Source organism: Bradyrhizobium sp. 22 (assembly GCF_000482425.1).
GTDB lineage: Bacteria > Pseudomonadota > Alphaproteobacteria > Rhizobiales > Xanthobacteraceae > Bradyrhizobium > Bradyrhizobium japonicum_B.
In genome coordinates this window covers 620411-643435 of the sequence record NZ_KI519400.1, presented here as the reverse complement: position 1 = coordinate 643435, position 23025 = coordinate 620411, and the positions used below count along the sequence as shown (strand labels likewise).

The 23025-nt window shown below is 66.0% G+C and carries 20 protein-coding genes; 10 read left to right on the top strand and 10 right to left on the bottom strand.

The annotated features are described in order from the left end of the window. Positions 1-4: 4 nt before the first annotated feature. On the bottom strand, positions 5-1171 hold the full coding sequence (locus tag K410_RS0128490; protein WP_028138028.1) for an ABC transporter substrate-binding protein: 1167 nt from the start codon (positions 1169-1171) through the stop codon (positions 5-7). Between the two features lie 326 nt (positions 1172-1497). On the opposite strand from K410_RS0128490, the gene K410_RS0128485 reads away from it, so the two are divergent. The 4 genes from K410_RS0128485 (at position 1498) to K410_RS37390 (ending at position 8487) form a co-directional block, all read left to right on the top strand. Then, entirely contained in the window at positions 1498-3888 is a 2391-nt protein-coding gene (locus tag K410_RS0128485; protein WP_049820369.1) for a bifunctional diguanylate cyclase/phosphodiesterase, read from the top strand. A 91-nt stretch (positions 3889-3979) separates the two neighbouring features. Beyond that, the gene (locus K410_RS0128480) at positions 3980-5278 is read left to right on the top strand and encodes an MFS transporter (protein ID WP_028138026.1); all 1299 of its coding nucleotides are present in this window, start codon (positions 3980-3982) and stop codon (positions 5276-5278) included. Between the two features lie 156 nt (positions 5279-5434). Then, a complete protein-coding gene (locus K410_RS0128470; RefSeq protein ID WP_028138025.1) occupies positions 5435-8020 on the top strand; it encodes an EAL domain-containing protein in 2586 nt (861 codons plus the stop codon). 113 nt (positions 8021-8133) lie between these two features. Beyond that, complete coding sequence (locus K410_RS37390) at positions 8134-8487, top strand: hypothetical protein (protein WP_155253731.1); 354 nt, start codon at positions 8134-8136, stop codon at positions 8485-8487. Positions 8488-8786: 299 nt separating this feature from the next. Here K410_RS37390 and K410_RS41090 read toward each other — a convergent pair whose 3' ends face one another. The 3 genes from K410_RS41090 to K410_RS0128445 all read right to left on the bottom strand — a co-directional run bounded on the left by K410_RS41090 (position 8787) and on the right by K410_RS0128445 (position 9603). Next, entirely contained in the window at positions 8787-9008 is a 222-nt protein-coding gene (locus tag K410_RS41090; protein ID WP_028138023.1) for a hypothetical protein, read from the bottom strand. 45 nt (positions 9009-9053) lie between these two features. Continuing rightward, the gene (locus K410_RS0128450) at positions 9054-9296 is read right to left on the bottom strand and encodes a transcriptional regulator (RefSeq protein ID WP_028138022.1); all 243 of its coding nucleotides are present in this window, start codon (positions 9294-9296) and stop codon (positions 9054-9056) included. Positions 9297-9393: 97 nt separating this feature from the next. Next, the gene (locus K410_RS0128445) at positions 9394-9603 is read right to left on the bottom strand and encodes a cold-shock protein (protein ID WP_028138021.1); all 210 of its coding nucleotides are present in this window, start codon (positions 9601-9603) and stop codon (positions 9394-9396) included. A gap of 429 nt (positions 9604-10032) precedes the next feature. Here K410_RS0128445 and rpsU point away from each other — a divergent pair, with 429 nt between their 5' ends. Continuing rightward, on the top strand, positions 10033-10308 hold the full coding sequence (gene rpsU, locus K410_RS0128440; protein WP_028138020.1) for a 30S ribosomal protein S21: 276 nt from the start codon (positions 10033-10035) through the stop codon (positions 10306-10308). 15 nt (positions 10309-10323) lie between these two features. Here rpsU and K410_RS0128435 read toward each other — a convergent pair whose 3' ends face one another. From K410_RS0128435 to K410_RS0128425, 3 genes are all read right to left on the bottom strand, one after another. Then, positions 10324-10602, bottom strand: coding sequence for a DUF1488 family protein (locus K410_RS0128435; RefSeq protein WP_028138019.1), 279 nt, complete (start codon positions 10600-10602; stop codon positions 10324-10326). Between the two features lie 121 nt (positions 10603-10723). Further along, on the bottom strand, positions 10724-11020 hold the full coding sequence (locus K410_RS0128430; protein WP_028138018.1) for a hypothetical protein: 297 nt from the start codon (positions 11018-11020) through the stop codon (positions 10724-10726). Further along, positions 11013-11279: a hypothetical protein gene (locus K410_RS0128425; RefSeq protein ID WP_028138017.1), complete on the bottom strand. Its 267-nt coding sequence runs from the start codon at positions 11277-11279 to the stop codon at positions 11013-11015. Before K410_RS0128425 ends, K410_RS0128430 begins: the two co-directional genes overlap by 8 nt. A gap of 352 nt (positions 11280-11631) precedes the next feature. On the opposite strand from K410_RS0128425, the gene K410_RS0128415 reads away from it, so the two are divergent. Continuing rightward, positions 11632-11976, top strand: coding sequence for a hypothetical protein (locus K410_RS0128415; protein WP_028138016.1), 345 nt, complete (start codon positions 11632-11634; stop codon positions 11974-11976). Between the two features lie 97 nt (positions 11977-12073). Here the strand turns inward: K410_RS0128415 and K410_RS0128410 are convergent, their stop codons facing one another. Next, positions 12074-12700 carry a TetR/AcrR family transcriptional regulator gene (locus K410_RS0128410; RefSeq protein ID WP_028138015.1) on the bottom strand — a complete coding sequence of 209 codons (627 nt, stop codon included), beginning with the start codon at positions 12698-12700 and terminating at the stop codon, positions 12074-12076. 132 nt (positions 12701-12832) lie between these two features. Here K410_RS0128410 and K410_RS0128405 point away from each other — a divergent pair, with 132 nt between their 5' ends. The 4 genes from K410_RS0128405 (at position 12833) to K410_RS0128390 (ending at position 19562) form a co-directional block, all read left to right on the top strand. After that, the gene (locus K410_RS0128405) at positions 12833-14065 is read left to right on the top strand and encodes a cytochrome P450 (protein WP_028138014.1); all 1233 of its coding nucleotides are present in this window, start codon (positions 12833-12835) and stop codon (positions 14063-14065) included. 144 nt (positions 14066-14209) lie between these two features. Further along, positions 14210-17851 carry an AsmA family protein gene (locus K410_RS0128400; RefSeq protein WP_028138013.1) on the top strand — a complete coding sequence of 1214 codons (3642 nt, stop codon included), beginning with the start codon at positions 14210-14212 and terminating at the stop codon, positions 17849-17851. 318 nt (positions 17852-18169) lie between these two features. After that, a complete protein-coding gene (locus tag K410_RS0128395; RefSeq protein WP_028138012.1) occupies positions 18170-19288 on the top strand; it encodes a DUF2336 domain-containing protein in 1119 nt (372 codons plus the stop codon). A gap of 31 nt (positions 19289-19319) precedes the next feature. Then, entirely contained in the window at positions 19320-19562 is a 243-nt protein-coding gene (locus K410_RS0128390; protein WP_028138011.1) for a hypothetical protein, read from the top strand. A gap of 42 nt (positions 19563-19604) precedes the next feature. Here the strand turns inward: K410_RS0128390 and K410_RS0128385 are convergent, their stop codons facing one another. Both K410_RS0128385 and K410_RS0128380 read right to left on the bottom strand, forming a co-directional pair. After that, the gene (locus K410_RS0128385) at positions 19605-21311 is read right to left on the bottom strand and encodes an ATP-binding protein (protein ID WP_028138010.1); all 1707 of its coding nucleotides are present in this window, start codon (positions 21309-21311) and stop codon (positions 19605-19607) included. After that, positions 21308-22822 (bottom strand): ATPase domain-containing protein, encoded by a 1515-nt coding sequence (locus K410_RS0128380; protein ID WP_028138009.1) that lies wholly within the window; start codon positions 22820-22822, stop codon positions 21308-21310. The genes K410_RS0128385 and K410_RS0128380 overlap by 4 nt, the downstream gene beginning before the upstream one ends. Positions 22823-23025 lie beyond the last annotated feature (203 nt).

Here is a 23025-nt window from a genome sequence, read left to right as displayed (position 1 = left end):
GGCCCTACAGGCGGTCCACCGCCTTGAACGTCCCGTCCTTCTGGATCACCGTCAAGAACACCTTCGGCGGCGCGTCGATCATGCGGACGCCGACGTTGACAATGCTGCCGCTGATGTCGAAGCGGCCGACATCGTTGATGGCGCGCAGCAGGCTTGCGCGGGTCGGCTCAGGTCCTGCCTGCTCCAGCGCTGCGGCTGCGAGGCGGCCGGAGAGGTAGCCTTCCAGCGATACGAAGTCCGGTGTCTGCGTCGGATCGACCGCCTTCTGCGCCGCCTGATAGTCGGCGACGAGCTTGAGCGAGCGGTCCCACGGAAATGGCACGACCTGCGAGACGACGACGCCTTCGCCCTCGGGGCCGAGCTCCCTGGCGAGCGCGTTGGCGCCGACGAAGGAGATGTTGACGAAGGTCGGATAGAAGCCGCTGCGGTGCGCGAGCTTGACGAACTCCGCGCAGGGGCCATAGGTCCCGACCATCACGATGGCCTCGGGCTCGGCGCGCTTGATCGTTCGCCAGGCGGCCTTGACCGCGCGGGTGTTGCGCTCGAAGGTGCCTTCGGCGGCGAGCTCGAGGCCGCGCCTGGCGAGCGCGCGCTTCACACCGGTCAGACCGTCGCGGCCGAAGGCATCGTCCTGGTAGAAAATGCCGATGCGCGTGAAGTGGCGATCCTCGGTGAGGTGCTTGATCCACGCTTCGGCCTCCGCACCGTAGCTCGCGCGGATGTTGACGACGTTCGCAAGTTCGAGGTCGCGCAGGAATTCGGCACCGCTGAACGGGCCGATGAAGGGAACGTTCCTGGCGCTGGTGATCGGAATTGTCGCCATCGCGGTCGGCGTGCCCACCGCCCCGATCAGCGCGAACACCTTGTCGTCCTCGATCAGCCGCAGCGTCTCGGCCGCCGAACGATCGGGATCGTAGCCGTCGTCGCGGCTGATGAGCTGGAGCTTGCGGCCGTGCACGCCACCCTTGGCGTTGATCTCGGCGAATGCTGCGACGATGCCTTGCCGCATGTGCTGCCCGAGCGCGGAGGAGGGACCTTCCAGCGCGGCGGCCTGGCCGAACAGGACCGCGTCCTCGCTGACGCCGGCCTCCTCGGCCCCGGCCGTGAGCGTGGTCGCTGCCAGGAGCACGCAGGTCAGGATCACGGATCTCGTCGATCGAAATCGATGCATCGGGAGGCCTTGCCGGACAGTGGGAAGAAACCGCAACATATCCCTGCGAGCCTGAACAGCTGGCTAATCGGCACCGTGTCGGCGCCCCGTAGGACTCCGGGCAAAATCGGCAACTTGTTTCCACACTACCGGATCGCTCGCGCACTTCATTAACTAATCCGGTGCATTGCGGCATGATCCGGTTCCGAAATTGTGCAGTTTCTTAACCGCGGTCTTGTTCCGATAGCCAAACCGATGCCTCAACCAGAGGTTCGGTTTGTCGCGGGATAGGGGACGGCGGCTTCGAAATGGGCGGTCACGATCAGCACGATCAGGATCGGAGGCGTATGACCGGATGGTGGCGTGCCGCGCTGCTGCTCGGGCTGTATCGCCCCGCGCTCGTCGCGGTCGGCGTCGGTCTTCTGTTCTCGGTCGTCGGCGCGGCCGCCGTGGCGCGGTGGGAAGATCGCGTCAACAGGATCGAGTTCGAGAACGCGGCCGAGACCGAAGCGATCGTCATGCAGAACGGCATGGGCGAATACATCTCGAGGCTGCTCGCCCTCCGCACGCTGTTCGAATCGACCAACGATGAAGTTACCCGCAGCGAGTTCGAGACTTTCAGTGCCCGCCTGTTCGAACGCCATCCCGGCATGCTGCGCGTGGCCTGGGTGCCGCGCATCAACCGCAAGGAGCGCTCCGATTACGAGGCCGCGGCGATCACGGACGGCGTCTCCGGCTATCGCATCAAGTCGCTCCAGGGCGAGAGCTTCGCGACGGCGCCGCAGAGCGACGAATATTTTCCGGTGTTCTATTCGACCCAGCCCAAGACCTCGTCGGTCTACGGAATGGACTACGCCACCGTTCCGGAGCGCCGCGCGATTCTGGAGCGCGCGCGCGACCACGATAGTGTCGCAGCCATCCGCACCCGCCTGTTCGAACCGAGGGAGGGAGGCCGGCTGCCCGACGTCCTCGTTGCCGTTCCCGTCTACGCCAAGGGGACGTCGCGCGAGACGATTGCGGACCGGCGTCGCAATCTCGCCGGCTTCGTGGTCGGAATCTTCGACCTGCCGCTGCTGATTCACGCCATTCGCGTGACCACCGGAGCAAGCCCCGCGGTCAGCATCAACGTCTATCCGCCCTTCACGGGGCAAATCGTCAGCCTGGAGCAGATGCTGCCGGACTATTCGTCGGCGGCCAGGGCGCCGCAGTCGATGCGGGACGTCGCCCGGGCACTGCACTGGTCGGGCAGCCTCAAGATCGGCGATACCGATTGGCAGGTGCGGGCCGTTCCCACCGCCGGCGGTCCGCTGGAGACGACTTACGATCGCGCGGTCGCGGTGCTGATCGTCGGCATGCTGCTCACGCTGTCGCTGTCGACCTATCTCATGCTGGCGAGCCGCAACTCGCGGCGGCTGTCACTGGCCAACCGGCGGGTGCTCGAGCTCGCCCAAACCGACGTCCTGACCGGACTACCGAACCGCGCTTTCTTCCTGAGCCGGCTCGACGAGATGAACAACCAGCTGGGGGTGCGGGGACTGCCGTTCTCGATCCTGATGCTCGACCTCGACCGCTTCAAGAACGTCAACGACTCCCTCGGTCACGGGGCCGGCGATGCGCTGCTGCGCCAGGTGGCACAGCGGCTGAAATCCGCATTGCGCGCCACCGACGTGCTGGCCCGGCTCGGTGGCGACGAGTTCGCCATCATCCAGGAAGCCGGCGCGGATCAGCGCGCCTGTGCGACCGAGCTGGCGGCGCGGATCGCCAAGCTGTTGACCGAACCGTTCCTGCTGCCCGGCCACCGCGTCGAGATCGGCACCAGCATCGGCATCGCCATCGCGCCGGATCACGGCAGCGATCAGGAGCAATTGCTGAAGAAGGCGGACCTTGCGCTCTATCGCTCGAAATCGGCGGGCCGCAACTGCTTCACCATCTACGACGAGGCGATGTCGGCCGAGCTGGAGGCCCGCAACACGCTGGAGGGGGATTTGCGCGACGCCATCGCGCGGTGCCAGCTGGAGGTACATTACCAGCCGTTCGTCGACGCTCTCAGCGGAGCGCGGTGCGGCTTCGAGGCATTGGTGCGCTGGCGGCATCCGACGCGCGGCCTGATCCCGCCGGACCAGTTCATCCAGCTTGCGGAGGAGACCGGGCTGATCGTGCCGCTCGGCGAATTCGTGCTGCGGCGCGCCTGCGCGGATGCGGCCGGCTGGCCCTCCGATCTGTCGGTCGCGGTCAACCTGTCACCGATCCAGTTCAAGGAAGCCGAGCTGTTCGAGATGATCGGCGCGGCGCTCGCGGATTCCGGCCTGCCGCCCCAGCGGCTGGAGATCGAGATCACCGAATCCGTCCTGCTGGAGCGCGGCAGCGAGAACCACGCCTTCATGGAGCGGCTCAAGCGTCTCGGCATCGAGCTCGCGCTCGACGATTTCGGCACCGGCTATTCCTCGCTCAGCTATCTGACCGCGTTCCCGTTCGACAAGATCAAGATCGACAAGTCGTTCATCCGCAACCTCACGCATCAGCCGCGCAGCTCCGCCATCATCTCCGCGATCGTGACGCTTGCGCGCGGGCTCGACATGTCGGTGACGGCCGAAGGCGTCGAAACCCGCGAGGAGTACGAGCGGCTGAAGGCGCTCGGCGTCAATTTCGCCCAAGGCTATCTGTTCGGCCGCCCGCAGCCGATCGAGCGGATCCTGTTCGATGCCCCCGTCAAACGGTCGCGGCGCGACGCCGCCTGAGCGCCCGGCGCGACGGGCATGCACGAAAAGCGCTTGACCTGAGCACCCCCGGATGGTCGGAAGGACCGTCCAGGGATGAAACAAGCACATCATGCGGCTTCCGTTCTTCTACGGCTGGGTCGTGGTCGCCGTGACCTTCGTCACCATGGCCATCGGCGTCAACGCGCGCACCGCCTTTTCGCTGTTCTTTCCGCCCATCATCTCGGAGTTCGGCTGGGAGCGTGGCGTGACCGCCGGCGCCTTCTCCTTCGGCTTCGTGGTGTCGGGCGTGGTCAGCCCGCTGATCGGCCGCCTGATGGACCGCGCCGGCCCGCGCGCGGTGATGGAGCTCGGGGTGGTGCTGATGGGCGGCGGCTTGCTGCTTGCGCCGCTCACCAGCGCGCCCTGGCATCTCTATGTCACCATCGGCGTCATGGTCGGTGCCGGCTCGGTGTGTCTCGGCTATTCCGGCCAGTCGTTGTTCCTGCCGAACTGGTTCATCCGCAAGCGCGGCTTCGCCATCGGCATCGCTTTCGCCGGCGTCGGCATCGGCTCGGTGACGCTGCTGCCATGGGTGCAGCACATGATCGAAGCGACCGGCTGGCGCACCGCCTGCACCGCGATGGGCCTGCTCGTCCTGATCGTGCTGGCGCCGGTGAACCTGCTACTGCACAAGCGCCCGCAGGACATCGGCCTCGAGCCGGACGGCGATGCCGCCCTGGCTGCGGGCGGTGCCCAGCCGGTCTCCAACATCGTCGATCCGGTCTGGGTCAATACCGATTGGACGCTGAAGCGCGCCGTCGCGACCGCGCGCTTCTGGTGGATCGCGCTCGGCTATTTCGCTGGCCTGTACATCTGGTACGCGGTGCAGGTGCACCAGACCAAGTTCCTGCTCGACATCGGCTTCAGCCCTTCCGTCGCGGTGTGGGCGCTCGGCACCGTCAGCCTGCTCGGCATTCCCGGGCAGATCGTGCTGGGCCATGTCTCCGACCGCATCGGGCGGGAGTGGGTCTGGGCGATCAGCTGCGCAGGCTTCGTGATCTGCTTCGCCGCGCTGATCGGCTTGAAGTATCAACCCTCGCTCTGGCTCGTCTACCTCATGGTGCTCGCGCAAGGCGCGCTCGGCTACGGTCTCACCTCGATCATGGGCGCGGTGGTGTTCGAGATTTTCCAGGGCAAGCACCAGGGCAGCATCTTCGGCACCATCATGCTGGCGGCGCTCGCGGGCGGAGCGGCCGGACCATGGCTGACCGGCGTGCTCCATGATCGCACCGGCGACTACACGCTCGCCTTCGGCCTCGCGATCATCGTGAGCGGATTGTCGGCGCTCGCGATCTGGCGGGCATCGCCGGGCAAGGTGAGGGCGGTGGCCGGCCGGCTGCACAAGCCGCAGAGCCGAACCGCGGAGTGAGGCGCGGGCAAACACCGCATTACCTGCGCTGCTTTTGCCGAATGTTAAGCATGTCGTGGCTTGGCAGATGCGAGGCGATTTTCAAAAACGTCTTGGACACCATCGGAGCGTAGCTTCGGGCCGATTGCCGCTTCTTCCCGATGTTCCCGGTCTCCGATGTCTGCCTCCGATCATCTTGCGACAGAAACTCCGGACGTGCTGTTGGCCGCACTCGACCGCGCCGACGATGGCGTCGTCATTGTCGATGGTGCGCACCGCATCACGCATTTCAACGCCAGTGCGGAGCGGATCTGGAAGCTCGCACGCACCGACGCGCTCGGCCGCGATGCCGAAATTCTCACCCTCAAATGTCTTCAGGCCGATCCGGTCGCGGAATTCCGCGACGAGATCAGCCTCGTGCGGCACGATGGCAGCAGGATCCGTGCGGCCATATCGCTCTCGTCCATTGCGCATGACGGCGCGACCCATCGCGTCGTGTTCGCGCGCGACGTCACCGCGGATGCCGAGCGCCGCGCCAGAATCGGGCTTCTCCACGCCGTCGCCGATCAGAGCAACCGGGCAGTGATCATCGCCGACACCGAGCAGACCATCGTCTACGTCAACACGGCCTTCACCACGCTGTTCGGCTACAGCAGCGCCGAGGCCGAGGGCCACCGCGCAGATGAGCTCATCGCCGGCCGCCACACCGACCGCAAGGCGATCGCGAAGCTGGTCGAGCGTCTGATGCGTGGCGGCCGCCGCGGCGAGGCCGAGGTGCTCGCCTACGACAAGCACGGCGAGGAGATCTGGATCTGGGCCCGGATCGACGCGTTCCGCGACAGCAAGGGGCGGGTCAAGCACATCCTCGCGCTGATCGAGGACATCACCGAGACCAGGCAATTGCGCTCGCTGCAGCAGCTCATCATGGCCTCGCTCGCGGACGAGGTTCCGATTGCCGACATCGCCGACAGGCTGTGCCGCCGCGTCGAGCAGATCGCGCCCGACGTCGTCTGCTCGCTGCTCCACGTCGATGCCGCCGGCCTGCTCCACCCGCTCGGAGGTCCCTCTCTGCCGGAGGAATATTCCCGTGCATTGGACGGCATTGGGATCGGCCCGAATGTCGGCTCCTGCGGCTCTGCCGCCTTCTACGGCGAGCCGGTGCTGGCGACCGACCTCGAGACCGATGCCCGCTGGCAGCCCTACAAGGCCATGCCGCTCGGGATTGGCCTGCGCGCCTGCTGGTCGACGCCGATCAAGTCCAAGGACGGCCGGGTCATCGCGACCTTCGCCTTCTACTTTCGGGAGCCGCGCGCGCCGAGCAACTGGCACCGGCGCATCGTCGAGGCCTGCGTCAATCTCGGCGCCTTCGCGATCGAACGCAAGGAGGCGCGCGCCGAGATCGCGCGGCTCGCCTATCACGACATCCTCACCGGCCTGCCGAACCGCGCGCAGCTGCGGCACCTGATCACCACCGCGATCGATGCCTGCCCGACCGGCAGCCATGTCGCGCTGGCCTTCCTCGATGTCGACCATTTCAAGGACGTCAACGACACGCTCGGTCACGCGGCCGGCGACGAGCTGCTGGTCCAGCTCGCCCAGCGTCTGCGCGAGCAGATCGGGCCCGAAGACATGCTGGGACGGCTCGGCGGCGACGAATTCGTCATCCTGCTGCCGCAACGCAATGCCGAGAGCGCCGCAGGCGTCGCGGCCGACATCACCGAGGCGCTGGCCGCCCCCTTGAAGCTCGGATCGAAGCTGATGCCGATGTCGGCCAGCATCGGCATCAGCCTCTACCCCGACCATGCCACCGACATCGACACGCTGATGCAGCAGGCCGACGCCGCCATGTACATGGCCAAGCAGGCCGGACGCTCGACCTATCGCATCTTCAGTGCCGAGATGAACGGGCTCACCGAGCAGCGCCTGGCGCTGATCGCAGCGCTTCGCCGCGCCATCGCGGAAGGCGCGCTGAGCCTGAGCTACCAGCCGCAGATCCGCAGCTGCGACGGCGCGATCCACGGCGTCGAGGCGCTGTCGCGCTGGCACGATGCCGCGCTCGGCGACGTCTCGCCGGCAAAGTTCATTCCGCTCGCGGAGGAGTGCGGCCTGATCGAGCAGATCGGTCTGTGGTCGGTGCGCGAAGCCTGCCGGCAGATGGCGAGCTGGCGCCGTGCCGGCCTCAACATTCCCTGCGTGTCGGTGAACCTGTCGCCGATCAATTTCCGCAACGTCACGCTCGCCGCGCGCCTCAAGGACGTCCTCGCCGAATACGACCTGCCGGCGGATGCGCTGATGCTGGAGATCACCGAGGGCGCGTTCATGCAGGACAGCGTCGCCGCGCTGGAGACGATGACCGCGATCCGCGCGCTCGGCGTCGGGCTCGCGGTGGACGATTTCGGCACCGGATATTCCAGCCTCAGCCGCCTTGCGCATCTGCCGATCCGCGAACTCAAGATCGACCGCAGCTTCATGCGCGACATCGAGCGCGACGCGGGTGCGCTCGCCATCGCCACCGCCGTGGTGCGCGTCGGCCAGGGCCTCGGCATGACCGTCGTCGCCGAGGGTGTCGAGACCGAGGGGCAGCGCAAGACGCTGGCCGAACTCGGCTGCGACGTCGTGCAAGGCTTTCTCTACGCCCCCGCGCTTCCGCCCGTCGCGTTCGAGCGCTGGCTGATCGAGCACTGCGCCGAGCAGGCGAGGTCGATGCTGGGGAAGCTCGATGTCGCGCCGAGCGGTCCCCGCGCGGTGAGGCGGTCGGCATAATCGATTGCTTTCTGGCGATATTCCCGGCAATTAGGAACGCATCGGCAGATCGGCGGTTTGCTTGAGTGAGACCTGCCGGAGGGGCGCCACGCCGTATCCAGTCTGGAGAGTGCATGGCTGCGACGAAAAGACCGGAAAAAGCCACCGCCTTGGTTCATTCGGCAGGTTTTCGGCCTTCGCAATCGCTGCTCAGAGCCATCACAGCATGGATGGCGCTTCAGGACGAAAGACCCAGCCTGTCCCAGGCAATAGGTCGCTTGGTAGAGCTGGGACTTGCGCACACCGACGAGGATCGACAGAAGCTACGCGCCCGCGAGATGGCTGGGGATGCGATTGATCGCATGGCGGACCCCGCCACGACGGCCGATGATCGGGCGATCCGCAAGCGGGTTCTGCTCGATGGACCCAAGGAATTCGACCACGTGCGAATTGATCGAGCCAAGCGCAGCAAGCCGGTTCAGGAATAAGGCGAGCACAGGGGCCCCGACACCGGGGGACTTCGAGCCGCTAGAAGCATAGAGGACGTCAGATGAAACCGCATTCCCCATCGCGTGCAGCGAACGAGGCGAACAGCCACTTCAAGCAACAGGCCGCGGCGAAGCCGGCGACCGATTACGAGAAGGCGGAACAGGCTTTCCAGGCAAATCGGGAACGACTGAAGGCCGAACGGCTGGCGAGGGAGGCTGAACTGCGGAGCCGGTCCGAGAGGACGCCTTAGGCGTCGCACTTCTCCTGCGACAGGCGCCATACGGTCGCGGCGCTGCGGCTAAAGCATGGAAAGCACGACCACCCCGTCTTGGAGCTCGCCTGAAGCAAGCCGTTCCCGCGCCATGCGCTCGAACTCGGTTCGATGCTTCTGCAGATAGCTGAAAGCCTGCTTCTGCGTGTTGAATGTCGTGGCAAGCTGGCACACCTGCCGATTTGCGCCGGACGCGAGAAAGAAGGTGATAGTTCCGTGGTCTGGCTTGATTCTAGGCACAATCTGCACCCTCCGGCCTGTGATCGGCCCCTCGATGCGGCGGCTTGAAGACGATTATCGTGCCGGCTTCTTCGAGCGCTTCTTGGGCGCCGGCGTCGGCAAAGCCAGCCGAACAGCTTCGTCAGCCGCCTCCTTGGCCTCGCGCACGGCTCGCAGCCGCGCCATGTTCTTGCGAACTTCGATGGCCTGCCGTTCGGCGTCGGCCATTGCCCGCGCTCCGTCTTCAGCGGCCACGCGGCGACGATCGGATCGCGCGACGCTTTCGGGTGACGGCTCTGCCGGCTTCTTGGTGCTCATCGTCCACCCGGCTCCGCAAACGACTAAACCCGCTCAATCCTGGGATTGAGCGGGCAGGGCGACCGTTTCAGTACATCCGTGAAACGGCGCCACGATATCAAGCCAGCGAGAGATTCTCAGCGCTGACCTTGCCTCGCATCTTGTCGGTCTTGACCTCGAAATTGACCTGCTGGCCCTCTCCGAGACCTGCAAGACCAGCCCGTTCAACGGCGCTGATGTGAACGAACACATCGTTGCCGCCGTCGTTCGGCTGAATGAAACCGAAGCCCTTTTGGCCATTGAACCACTTGACCGTACCTGTCGTCATCTTCTTCTCCAAAGCGCGCGAGCGCATTCCGCGCGACAATCACGCGGTCATCTTCAACTTCGTCGATGTCTTTGGAAAAGGAGCCCGCGGGCGCATTCAACAAGGCACAGCGGCTAATCGAACAACTTCAATATATATGATCCCCAGGATTTTGCAAGGAGCAAGGCTGGTTTGTTTTCGAACGAGCCAATTCGTCTGTTCCGATCGAGGCGCTTTGCGTGACTCTATCGATCTGGCAGCGGGACGTTAGCGATTGACAGCGCTGCATGACAATGGTCACGGTGTCTGTATCGCCGTGACAAGCAGACCTGCGTCCGAAGCCGCGACCAACGTCGCCGCCGCTATCCTCAAAATTCGCAATGAAGCTCCTGCGCGATTGGCTGCCTGCAGGACGTGTCGCCATTCGCAGCCCCCGGTCGGGAGGATCAATTGCACGTACTCGTCAGAGACAACAACGTCGAGCAGGCGCTCCGCGTTCTCAAGAAGAAGATGCAGCGCGAGGGCGTCTTTCGCGAAATGAAGCAGCGGCGCTCGTATGAAAAACCGTCCGAGCGAAAGACCCGCGAGAAATCCGAAGCCATTCGTCGCGCGCGCAAGCTGGCCCGGAAACAAGCGATCAGAGAGGGGTTGCTGCCGGCGCCGCCGAAGAAGAAGCCCTTTGAACGCAAGCCGCCCTTGCCGGAGATCAAGGCGCGGGCGGATTAGAGAAAGCTGCCGTCGCTATGACCTGAAATCGATGCCGCGCAGCACGATGCCCGGCGGCGTTCCTTCGAACTCCGTCGCGTGATACTTGCTCGCCGCGCGTGCTTCGATGCGGTCGCGCAGGCGGGTGAACTGGGCCTCCCGCTGCTCGGGCTTGACTTGGGGGCCACGCTCGAGATCGTCCATCGCAGAGGTCGAGACGGCGCAAGGAATCTCCCTGGTGCCGTCATGCATCGAGAACCGGACGATCATCCGGTCGTATTCGTGGCTGATAAAGCGGCCGCTGGTCAATGTCATGGCGTGCTCCGTTGCGTGATTGCCAGGCACGATCGCCCCCCTCTCAAATCAGCGCGGGGACCGGCCGCCTGCGTTCCCGTCGCGCATGGCACGTTGAGAATGCAGGCGGCGGTCGTTCGCCTCAGCTCTCCCCCGACAGCCGGGCAAAATCGTCGAACAGCGCCGCCACCAGCGCGCGATGGCGCGTGTCCTCGGCGGGCAGGCTCGCGGCATAGAGGTTGAGCAAATGACGGGCCTTCACCGCGGCCTCCGACCAGGACGCGGCGGGCACCGTCATCATGCGGTGCTCGAGATCGGCCTCGCGCTCGCGCAGCTCTCTGGTGTTGGCCTCGACCTCAGCCAGCGCGCGGCGCAGGTCGGTGGCCTTCTGTGCGGCCATGCCGCGGTGCTTGTCGAGGTCCACGGGATGATCAGTCATTGGCAATGCTCGCGTCTGCGGCTTGCGCGTTCGCCAGATCGACCGAGCCGATCGGCAGCATCTCCATGACGCCGCCGGCGCCTTCGGCGGGCACCGTGATCATCGTGGCAATGCGGCGATAGGCGGCGAAGGTCAGGCCCTCGATCGTTTCCTCGTCGGTGACGACCTCATAGGCGCCGGCCGGCAACACGCGATCGATGCCGCGCATGCGGAACGGATGCCTGAACGTGACGGTTTCTCGCCGCGAGCGGATGGTCATGCACGCCTGCCTTTCGCAAGTGAAGCCCCAACCGGTGCCGGCCGTCGCGAGCATGCGCTCTTGGCGCGGCAATTGCCAGCACTATCGTCGTCGCGCAGCAGACGGCGGTATCACGGCGCGACAAACGCACGCGAGGCATTTAAACGCTCGCTATCGCCTCAGTGCGGGCGTAAGATCGCCGTCATCACCGCACGTTTCACGGCTTCGACCGGTGACTGAGGGTCACGTATGCTCCCGCCGAAGGCTTCGCAGGAGCGTTCGATGTCGCCTGTTCGCATCTCGGAATGGGTCGTGCCGCCGGTGATCGTTCCACTGTTCCTTCTGCTTCTCGTGTGCGGAGCTGCCATCCTCAATGGGTAGGGCGATACGCGTGCCGTATCTGGTCAGTGGGACCAACGAATACGGCAGTTCCAATCTGGGCCGCGGCACCGCAGCGGTCGCGTTGCGTCTCGCGCGAAGGCTGCTGCGTGAAGGCTACATGGATGTCAGGGTCTGCACCCCGCGCGGACTTGTCCTGCAACCCGATGAATTCGACCAACTTGAACCGGCAAAGGAGAGCGACATGGCGAAGGGCCAGCAACGCGGCAACCGCGAAGCCAAGAAGCCGAAGAAGGAAAAGTCCAAGGTCATCGCCGCGGCCCCGAGCCGCAAGGAAGCCGCCTGGCAGCCGGATTTCGGACCTGCAAAGAAGAAGTAAGCGAATTGCAGCTCATCAGCGTGGATAGGCCTGGCGCCGCGACGAAGGCGCTCGGCCATATGTCGCAGCCGCATTCGAGATGAAGCCGGCTCGCGCCTTATGAAGATGTACCCTGGCTCGCCGCCAATCCCGTCCGGCGCCGGAGATCGGTGATCGCGCGCAGAAAGCTGTCGGCTGGCGTGGTCTCGGGATCGATCAGCCGGTGCAGGCGGAAGCCGTCCTCCAATGCGAGCACGACGGAGGCCATCCAGGGCGGATTGAGATTGCCGTTCTTGCCGTTGCTCTTGAGCGTGGCCTCGACGATGTCGGCGACCAGCTTGCGGCGCGCGCGCAGACGTTTGGCGAGCTCGGGCCGGCGCTTCTCGGCGCGCGCGACGAACAGGATCATCTCGATGTGCAGCAGCGGGGAGCGGCCGAGCGGATCCTGCCGCGTGCGGTCCATCGCCTTCAGCGCGGCGATGAAATCGTCGAGATTGTCGTGCTGGGCGAGGATGTCCATGTTGCGCCGGATCGACTGCTCGACATGGTCTTCGAGCATGGCGATGATCAGCTCGTCCTTGCTCTTGAAGTTCGAATAGAACGCGCCGCGGCTGAAGCCCGCCGCCGCCGCGATCGCCTCGATGCTGGCGCCGCCGATGCCGTCCTGTTCGAACACGCGCGCGGCCGCCTCGAACAGTTTGTCGCGCGTATCGTCCCTGGTCGGCCTGGTTCTCACCCTTGACATCGGAGCAGGGTAGGGCAGAATGCAACTCGATACAACAATGTATCGAGTTGAAAATTTCAAGGGATGGTTACGCCGCGCGAGCAGGCAAGCGTCGGCGTATTCGTGTCATGCGGCAACCGGTTTGAGGTCACCATGAACGAGCACGTGCAAGGCGCCGGCGGCGCGCCGCTGTTCAACCCGCTCTCGCCGGACTTCATCCGCGATCCCTATCCGCATTACGACCGGCTGCGCACGATCGATCCGATCCATGTCACGCCGTTCGGCCAATTCGTCGCCAGCCGCCATGCCGACGTCAGCCTGGTGATGCGCGACAAGCGCTTCGGCAAGGATTTCGTCGAGCGCTCGAAACGCCGCTACAGCGACAAGATCATGGACGAGCCGGTGTTCCGCAGCATGAGCCATTGGATGCTGCAGGCCGACCCGCCGGACCACACCCGCCTGCGCGGTCTCGTCGTCAAGGCCTTCACCGCGCGCCGGGTCGAGGACATGCGGCCGCGCATCCAGGAGATCGTCGACCAGGCGATCGATGCCGTGATCGACCGCGGTCACATGGACCTGATCGAGGATTTCGCCTTCCGCCTGCCCATCACCATCATCTGCGACATGCTCGGCATCCCCGAGGAGCACCGCGAGGTGTTCTACAACAGCTCGCGCGACGGCGGGCGGCTGCTCGACCCCGTGCCCCTGACGCCGGAGGAGATCAAGAAGGGCAACGAGGGCAACCTGCTGGCGCAGATGTATTTCCAGCAGCTGTTCGAGCTGCGCCGCAAAAATCCCGCCGACGACCTCATCACCCAGCTGGTGCAGGCCGAGGAAGACGGCAACAAGCTCAGCAACGAGGAGCTGACCGCCAACATCATCCTGCTGTTCGGCGCCGGCCACGAGACCACGGTCAACCTGATCGGCAACGGCCTGCTCGCGCTCCATCGCAACCCGGACCAGCTTGCGCTGCTCAAGGCACGCCCCGAGCTGATGGAGGGCGCGATCGAGGAATTCCTGCGTTACGATTCCTCGGTGCAGATGACCGGACGCGTCGCGCTGGAGGAGATCGAGGATCTCGGCGGCAAGCGGATCCCCAAGGGCGAGACCGTGCTGTGCCTGCTTGGCTCGGCCAACCGCGACCCGGCGGTCTATCCTGACCGGCCCGACCGGCTCGACGTCACCCGCCAGAACGTCAAGCCGCTGTCGTTCGGCGGCGGCATCCATTTCTGCCTCGGGGCCCAATTGGCGCGCATCGAGGCCGAGATCGCCATTGCCACGCTGCTGCGGCGGCTGCCGGACTTGCGCATCGACGACGTCGAGAACCCGGAATGGCGGCCGACCTTCGTGCTGCGCGGCCTGAAGCGGCTGCCGGCGAGCTGGTGAGGCTTCCCAGGCGTTAACCTCCGCGCGCAACAGTCGCTGTGACTTCGCCATACTTCCCCCTATATAAGGGGCTGTTCCGGCACGCCTGAAGTCCATTGAAGGCCAGGGTTTGGTCCGGGTGCCGGTTTGGCCGAGGGGAGACCCGTGCAGACGACGCTGCTCGGATTGGCGATTGCCTTCATCATTGCGCTGCTGGCCGCGCTGATCGGGCCTTACTACGTCGACTGGAACCAGTTCAGGCCCCAGTTCGAGGCGGAGGCCGGCAAGATCATCGGCGTGCCGGTGCGGGTCGCGGGCGAGCTCGACGCGCGGCTCCTGCCGGCGCCGACGCTGCGGCTGCGCCAGGTCACCTTCGGCGGCAACAACGATCTCGGCCGCCTGCGCGCCGACAAGCTCGACGTCGAGTTCAGCCTCAGCTCCCTGATGCGCGGCGAATGGCGCGCCACCGAGCTCTCGGTGGGCGGCATGGCGGTCGATCTCGGCCTCGATGCGCGTGGGCGGGTCGATCTGCCTTCCACCGCGAGCGGCACCTTCAATCTGGCATCCCTCGCCATCGAACGGCTCAATCTGACCGGCCGCATCGCCCTGCACGATGCCGCCAGCCGCTCGACGCTTGAGCTGAACGACATCGCCTTCTCCGGCGACGTCCGCTCGCTCGCGGGCTCGGTGCGCGGCGACGGCGGCTTCACCGCCAATGGGGTGCGCTATCCGTTCCGCGTCTCGTCCGGCCCGAGCGCCGATGGCAACGCCACCCGTCTCCACCTCAACATCGATCCCGGCGAGCGCGCCATCCTCGCCGATCTCGAAGGCGTGCTCGCCTTCGACAACCGCCTGCCGAAATTCGACGGCGCGCTGACGCTGGCCGTGCCGGCGGTCAAGACGGCCGGCGCGGCCGGGCCGACCCCCTGGAAGCTGACGACCAAGCTTAGGGCGGATCCGGCCGGCGCGAAGTTCGAGCAGATCGACGCCAGCTTCGGCCCCGAAGATAGCGCGCTGAAGCTCGGCGGCGTCGGCGACCTCAAATTCGGTGCCTCGCCGCTGCTGCGCGCGGTGCTGTCGGCGCGGCAGGTCGATGCCGACAGGCTCGCCGCCAAGAATACGGACAAGAACGATGCCGAGCCGCTCCGCATCCTGCCGGCGCTGCGCGCGGGGCTCGCTGCCATTCCGCAGGCGCCGATCCCGGCCCAGATCGAGTTCAACTCCGACCAGATCATGCTCGGCGGCCGTCCGCTGCAGAACATCACGACCGAGCTCCAGACCGACGGACGGTCCTGGACCTTCCAGCGGCTCGAGCTGCGCGCGCCCGGCATGACGCAGCTCTCGCTCAACGGCGCAACGCCCGGCGCCGACAGTTTCAGCGGCCGCCTCAGCGTCGAATCCTCCGATCCCGACACGCTGGTGGCCTGGCTCCAGGGCCGCAGCGAGGTCAACCGCCGCAGCACGCGGCCGCTGCGCCTTGCCGGCGAGGTCACGATCGCCGCCAACCATCTCGCCATCGATCGGCTGAAGGCCGACATCGAAGGCGGCACCGTGGAAGGCCGCATCGCCTTCGTGCAGACAGGCGCGAGCAAGGGTTCGCGGATCGACGCCGACCTCAAGGCCGACCGGCTCGATCTCGACTCCGCCGCAAGCTTCGTGCGCGCGCTCGCGGGACCGCAGGGCGAGTGGCCGGAGGAAGCCAAGCTCTCGCTCGATATCGGCCGCGCCATCTCCGCCGGTCAGGAGTTGCGTCCGTTCGCCGCCAAGCTCGCTTACGGCCCCGCCGTGCTGTCGCTGGAGCAGCTGCGCTTCGGCCAGTCCGGCGGCGTGACCACTGTGGCGAGCGGCAGCTTCGACCGCGCCAGGACCACCGGCAAGCTCGCGCTGCAATCCTCGGCCAATTCGCTGCGCGAGCTCACCGCGCTGATCGAGCCGTTTGCGCCCGCGCTGCGCGCGCGCATGGATGCCATCCCGGCCGCATCAGGCGCGACCCGCCTCAAGCTCGATCTCAGCCTCGACAAGAACGCCGAGCATGCCGATCGCAGCAATGCCCGCGCCGTGCTCGAGCTCGACGCGCCGCAGCTCAAGGCGACCGCGGCGCTGGCCGCGCAGACGCCGGCTGCCGCGGTCGGCGGCATCGACCTCGAGCGTCTGCGCAGCAGCGACTTCACGCTGGACTCGAAGGTGTCGACGCCGCAGGCCGGCGCTCTGCTGGCGCTGCTCGGGCTCGATCGCATGGTGGCCGCAGGCGAGGGCGCTTCGCAGCTGGAGGGCAAGCTGACCGGCGCCTGGCGGCGGCCGCTGCAACTGAGCGCGAAGCTGAGCGGCGGCGGGCTGGATGCCGACGCGCAGGGCAGTGTCGAATTGTCGGAGCCGAAGGGCAGCGTGAACCTGCGCGTGCGCAACGTCAATCTGGCGCCGCTGCTCGGGACCAGCCGGACCGACAAATCGGTGCAGAATGTCAGCCTGTCCTCCCGTCTCACGCTGACGGGCAATCGGCTGACCTTCGACGATCTCGACGGCAATGCGGCCGGCGCGCATCTGCGCGGCCATCTGGCGGTGATGCTGGATTCCGACAGAAGCGTCGACGGCGAAGTCGGTCTCGATACGCTCGATCTTGCGCCGGCGCTCGCGATGGCGGTCGGCGCGGCCGGGCGCGATGCGAGCGAGCCCCTCGGCGCGGGGCTCGTCGCCGGCTGGCGCGGCCGGATCGCCTTCCAGGCGTTGCGCGGGGCCTTGCCCGGCGGCATCGAGCTGCGTCCGTTCGGCGGCACGATCCGCGGCGACGGCCAGTCGTTCGCGCTCGATGGGCTCAAGGGCACGCTCGGTGGCGGCGAGATGTCGGCGAGCTTCGACGCGCGCAACAGTGCCAATGGCCTTGCTCTGAATGCGCGCATCGAGCTCGCCAATGTCGATGCGGCGGCGCTGCGCTACCGCGACCTCGCGCTGCCGAAGGGACGCGCCTCGGTGCAGATGGCATTGAGCAGCCAGGGCCGCAGCGTCGCAGCGCTGACCGGCGCGCTCGCCGGCAACGGCACGGTGACGCTGGAGGCCGCGGAGATCGGCGGCCTCAATCCGCGCGCCTTCGAGATCGCGATCCGCGCCAGCGACGGCGGCCAAGTCGCCGACGACAGCCGCTTGCGGCAGCTGGTCGAGCCCGCGCTTGCCGCCGCACCGATCGCGGTGGCGTCGGCCCAGATTCCCTTCACGATCCGCGACGGACGCTTGCGCGTCGGCGCGACGCCGCTGGAAGCGAAGAACGCCCGCGCCATCGTGTCCGGCGGCTACGACATTCCCGCCGACCAGGCCGACATCCGCGCCAGCCTGACGCCGATCATGACCGGCCTCTCCGGCGCCCCGCCGGAGATTCAGCTGTTTGCCGCGGGTCCGCCCGACAAGCTCAACAGCACCATCGATCTTGCGCCGCTGTCGTCCTGGCTGGCGGTGCGCACGATCGACCGCGAGACGCGGCGGCTGGACGCGATCGAACGCGGCGAGCCGCCGCCGGCCACCGCGGCGCTGCCGACGCTGGTGTCGCCGGATCCGACGCCCGAGCAGGCGCCCGCGCATGTGCCGCTGCCCGGCCAGGATCCGCGCCGCCCGCCTGCAAAGCCAAAGGCTGCGCCGACGCCGAGGCCGCCGCAAGCGGCTCCCGCTGCCCCGAGTCCTTCACTCACAAGCCCGCCGCTCGCGAGCCAGCAGCTCGCGCCGCTGCCGCCGGCCATCGACGTCAAGCCTGCCCCGGGCCCGCCGCCCGCCAAGCCGAAGCCAAAGCCGCCTTTGGTGCTGACGCCGCAAAATCCGTGAGGTGTCGTCGTCATGCCCGGGCTTGTCCCGGGCATCCACGTTCTTGATACCGCGTGGCAAAGCGTGGATGGCCGGGACAGGCCCGGCCATGACGCCGGAGAGGCCTCGGTGCGCCAAGCTCCTCGGCCCGCGCCGCACCTTCCCCGCCCGTTAACCCATTCCCTCGCATTTGAATGAATTTTGCCCGGCAAAACTGATTTGCCGATTTTACCGAATTCTCGCGTTTCCTCTCTAGCGTCGGTTCCAGAGGAATTCGGCGTCGCGTCGATTGCGGCGCAACGGTCCGCAAGAGAACGACCAAGAACTGGGGTGATCGAGATGAACGGGGCGAAATCGCTTCTGCAGGATCTGGACGACGCGATCGCGCGCGGTACCGACGAAAGCCGGGCGAAGGCGTTGTGGCATGCGACCGACATTCTGATCACCGGCCGCTACAGCGACGACGAGATCAGCACGTTCGGCGAGGTGATCGGCCGGCTCGCCGAAGAGATCGAGGTCGCGGCGCGAACGCAGCTGTCGGAGGTGATGTCGGCGTGCGATCACGCGCCCCTGAACGTCATCGAAAAGCTCGCCCTCGACGACGAGATCGCGGTCGCCGGTCCCGTGCTGCGCGATTCCAATCGCATCGACGACAGGATGCTGGTCGAGAGCGCCATGACCAAGGGCCAGTCGCATCTGCTCGCGATCGCCCAGCGCAAGTCGATCGGCGAGGCCGTGACCGACGTGCTGGTCAAGCGCGGCAACCAGGAGGTCGTGACGTCGGTCGCGAAGAACGAGGGCGCGCGCTTCTCCGGCTCGGGCCTGTTGCACATGGTCCGCCGCGCCGAGGGCGATTCGATCCTCGCCGAGCAGCTCGGCCTGCGCAAGGACGTGCCGCGCCACATCTTCCAGCAGCTGATCTCGAAGGCCTCGGAAGACGTCCGCCGCCGTCTCGAGACCGAGCGGCCCGAGATGATGGCGCAGATCCAGAGCTCGGTGACCGAGGTCACCGGCGACCTTCAGTCCAAGTTCGGTCCGTCCTCGCGCAGCTATTTCGTCGCCAAGCGCGTGGTCACGACGCAATACCGCCAAGGCAATCTCAACCAGGATTCGATCTCGAACTATGCCCGCCAGCACCGCTTCGACGAGGTCCAGATCGGCCTGTCGCTGCTCTCGTCGCTGCCGGTCGACGTGATCGAGCGCGCGCTGATGGACCGCAATCGCGAGATGATCCTGGTCTTGTGCAAGGCGCTTGACTTCTCCTGGGACACGACGATGTCACTGCTCTTCCTCGGCGCCAAGGATCATCTGATCACGGCGCGCGAGCTCCAGGACAACGAGCGCGAGTACGGTCGGCTCAAGATCGAGACCTCGCGCAGCATCTTGAAGTTCTACCAGTCGCGCAAGACCGGCGCGGGTGCCGATGCGGGCCGTCAGCCCGAGCTCCAAGTTCACTGACAGGTACATGAAGGACAGGGGAGTATCTGCAATGTTGCCTCAATTCGGCACCGCCGTTCGCAAGAAGAACCTCAACAGCGCCGCCCCCGGCGATCTCGGCGGCGGAGCACCGGACAAGGCCTCGGTCGACGCGGCCTGGCTCGTGCTCGAAGCCGCCAATGACCTCGGCGACCACGCCGCGATCGAAGCCTGTCGCCGCGTCATCGACGCCGAGCTGACCGGCACGGTGGCCCGCAGCGCCGACGTCGATCTCGTGCTCGGGTATTTCAGGTAGAGCTCCGCAGCCCGAGGGAACACAGCCCGATCAGGGCTGACGTCAACGGGACCCGGAGCGCTGGGGTTCTGTATTGAGCCGAAGGTTCGACTTTGCCGTGCTCAATGCCGCGGCCAGCTCGTCGATGTGGTAAGGTTTCGCCAGGATCTGGACACCCGCCCTCTGTGCTTCATGGACCGAGGCTTCGGCGTATCCGCTGGTCAGCAGCACCGGGATGTCACTTCGTCGCTTCTTGATTTCCCGCGCGAGCTCGACCCCATTCATGCCGCCCGGCATCATGATGTCCGAAAAGATCAGGTCGACGGAGCGACCATCGGCCAAAGCGCCGAGCGCCGCCGCGGCGCTCGCGGCGCGCGTGACCTCGTAACCGAGCTGGCCGAGCATCTCGCCGACCAGCGCGGCAACCTCGTCGTCGTCTTCGACCAGGAGGATTCGGCCATGATTGTTCTTCTTCGGCCGTATCCGGGTGAGATCGATGAGATGCCGCTCCTTCAAAGGAACGTCGAACGATCGCGGCAGATACAGTTCGATCCTGGTGCCGCGGCCGACCTCCGATCGGATACGGACCGTGCCCCGTGACTGGGTGGCGAATCCATGGACCTGCGCGAGCCCGAGCCCCGAACCCTTGCCGACGTCCTTGGTCGTGAAGAACGGCTCGAATACGCGGGACAGGATCTCCGGAGCCATGCCGACGCCGGTGTCGACGACGGACAGACGGACATAGTCGCCCGAGATCTGATCGTCGTTCAGGCTTGGCAGATTTTCCCCGCGCACGACGATGGTCCCGCCGTTGGGCATGGCGTCGCGGGCGTTGACGGCGAGGTTGAGGATGACCAGCTCGAGCTCCCCGGGATCGACCTCGACCGGCCATAGCGAGTCCGGGAAATCGAATTCGACGTGGACGTCCCCCCTCAGGCTGCGATCGAGCAGCTCCCGCATGCCGCCGATCTGTGCAGCGACGTCGACAGGCTCCGGCCGGAGCTTCTGCCGGCGCGAGAAGGCGAGGAGCTGCCTCGTCAGGCTGGCGCCGCGCTGCGCCGCCTGGATCATGCCGTCCATCAGCCGCCGGCGCCGGTTCGGGTCTGCCTGGCGGTCGAGCATGTCGAGGCCGCCGGAAATCACCATCAAAAGATTGTTGAAGTCGTGCGCGACGCCGCCGGTGAGCTGGCCGATCGCCTCGATCTTCTGAGCCTGGCGAAGCGTCTCCTCGACGCGCGTGCGTTCGTTCATTTCGAGGCGAAGCTGCTCGTTGGCTTCTTTCAATTCTCGCGTCCGCTCAACGACCAGTTTCTCGAGCTCCTGCGCCGTCTGCTCGCGCGCTTCGAGCAGGGCCCGGATTTCATATTGACGCCGCCGGGCGCGGATTGCCGATTGAATCGCACTGGTCAGCGTGATCGGCTGGACCGGCCGTTCGAGCAGCGAAACGTTACGCAGCAGCTCGACGATGCTGCGTCTCCATGCGACGACGGCCGGCTGCTCCCGATGGCTGGTGAGTACGACGAAGGGGAGGTCGGACCATGGCGGCTGGCTCGCGATCCATTGCGCGAGCGGCGCCGTGTCTTTGCCGAACAATCCCTCCTCGGCCAGAAAAACCGCTCCGACGCCAGCCGTCATCTCGGTGACGAGTTCGGGCAGACCTCGGCAATTGACCGCCTTCAGGTTCGCGCCGCGAAAAAGCTCCGCCGATGCCGGTCCGTCGCGGCCGATCGGGGCGAATATCAGCACACGGTTTGCCCGTTCGGCGCTCATTCGGCCGGTCCTTCGGGTAACGCCGTGCCGGAGTAATGGGGATTGCCGGAGAAAATGCCGCTGAACTCCTGGAGAGGCGGACCGAGCTTGATCCCCCTGCTGCCGAGCCGGAATTCCCGGATGCTGTGCTCGTGATTGCCGCTGCGCTTCTTGACGACGGACAGCGCGCGCCGCACCGTGCCGCGGAACTCGAAATAGCGCAGCATCACCACCGCATCGCTCAAATAGCTGATGTCGAGCGGCGTCTCCATCGGGCCGACGAGTCCGTGCTGAGCGAGGATCAGGATCGTAAGCACGCCCTGCTGCGCCAGATAGCTGAGGAGTTCGTGCATCTGCAGGATGAGAAAGCGCTCGTCCGGCATCGCGTTCAGGTAACCGTTCAGGCTGTCGATGACGACAAGGCGGGCATTGTCGACCTCGACGCTCCGGCGCAGCGTCGCCGCGAACTCACCGGGCGACAATTCGGCCGGATCGACCTGTTGAAACCGGATGACCCCGGTATTGAGATATTTCTCCAGGGGCAGACCGAGGGTCCGGGCCCGTGCTTCCACCGTGCCGCGGCCTTCATCGAAGGCGAAGAAGACTGCATGCTCGCCGCGCTCGGCCGCCGCGATGGCATAGGTCAGCGCAACCGACGACTTGCCGACACCGGCGGATCCGAGGAGAAGCGCGTTGGTGCCGCGCTCGAGCCCGCCTCCGAGCAGCTGATCGAGCTCCGCGTTGCCGCTGGAGACGAAATTGCCGGGAAACGTCTTGTGATGTTCGGCCGCGACGAGCCGCGGGAAGATCCGCAAGCCGCCTTGCGAGATCGTAAAATCGTGGTATCCGCCGCGGAATCGAATGCCGCGCATCTTGATCACGCGAAGCCGGCGCCGCTCCGCGCCGTAGTCGATCGCGAGTTGCTCGAGCATGACGACGCCGTGTGCGATCGAATGCAGCTGCAGATCGTCCTGGGAGGAGGACAGATCGTCGAGCAGCACGACGGTGCAATTGCGGTTGGTGAAGAAATGCTTCAAGGCCAGCACCTGGCGCCGGTAGCGGAGCGGGTTCTGGGCCAGCAGGCGCAGCTCGGACAGGCTGTCGAGCACGACGCGGGTGGGATTGAGCCGCTCGACCTCCTTGAAGATGAGGCCAGTCGTTTCGCTGAGCTCCATCTCGGCAGGATGGAAGACCGTGAGCTCCCGATCGGGGTCGAGTGTCGTCTCCGGCGGGACCAGCTCGAAGATGTCGACGCCTTGCAGGGACCAGCCGTGCCGATGCGCGACAAGCTCGAGCTCCCGCCTCGTCTCGGAGAGGGAGATATAGAGCACACGTTCGCCGTCGCGCGCGCCCCGGAGAAGGAATTGCAGCGCGATCGTGGTCTTGCCGGTGCCCGGACGTCCCTCGTAGAGATACATCCGATTGGGGTCCAAGCCGCCGCCCAGGATGTCGTCCAGACCTTCGCTGCCCGTTGAAATTCTCGGCAAATCCTTGAGGGCACTGGCCGAAGCAGCCCCTGATGGATCAGTCATTGAACCCCCTCAGCACATGTCGGAAGAGCGCTAGGCCCCCAGCATCGACAGGCTGGAGCCGGGACCAAAGAAGGCCCGTACGAGGAACTCTTCAGCAGCACCCCGGTTCCCGGCCACCGGAGCTTGGCGGGCTGTGGGCAGGTGCCGACCGCTGCGGCCAACTCGGTTCAAAATTGAACATAGTCCCGCCGGTCAACGTGCTC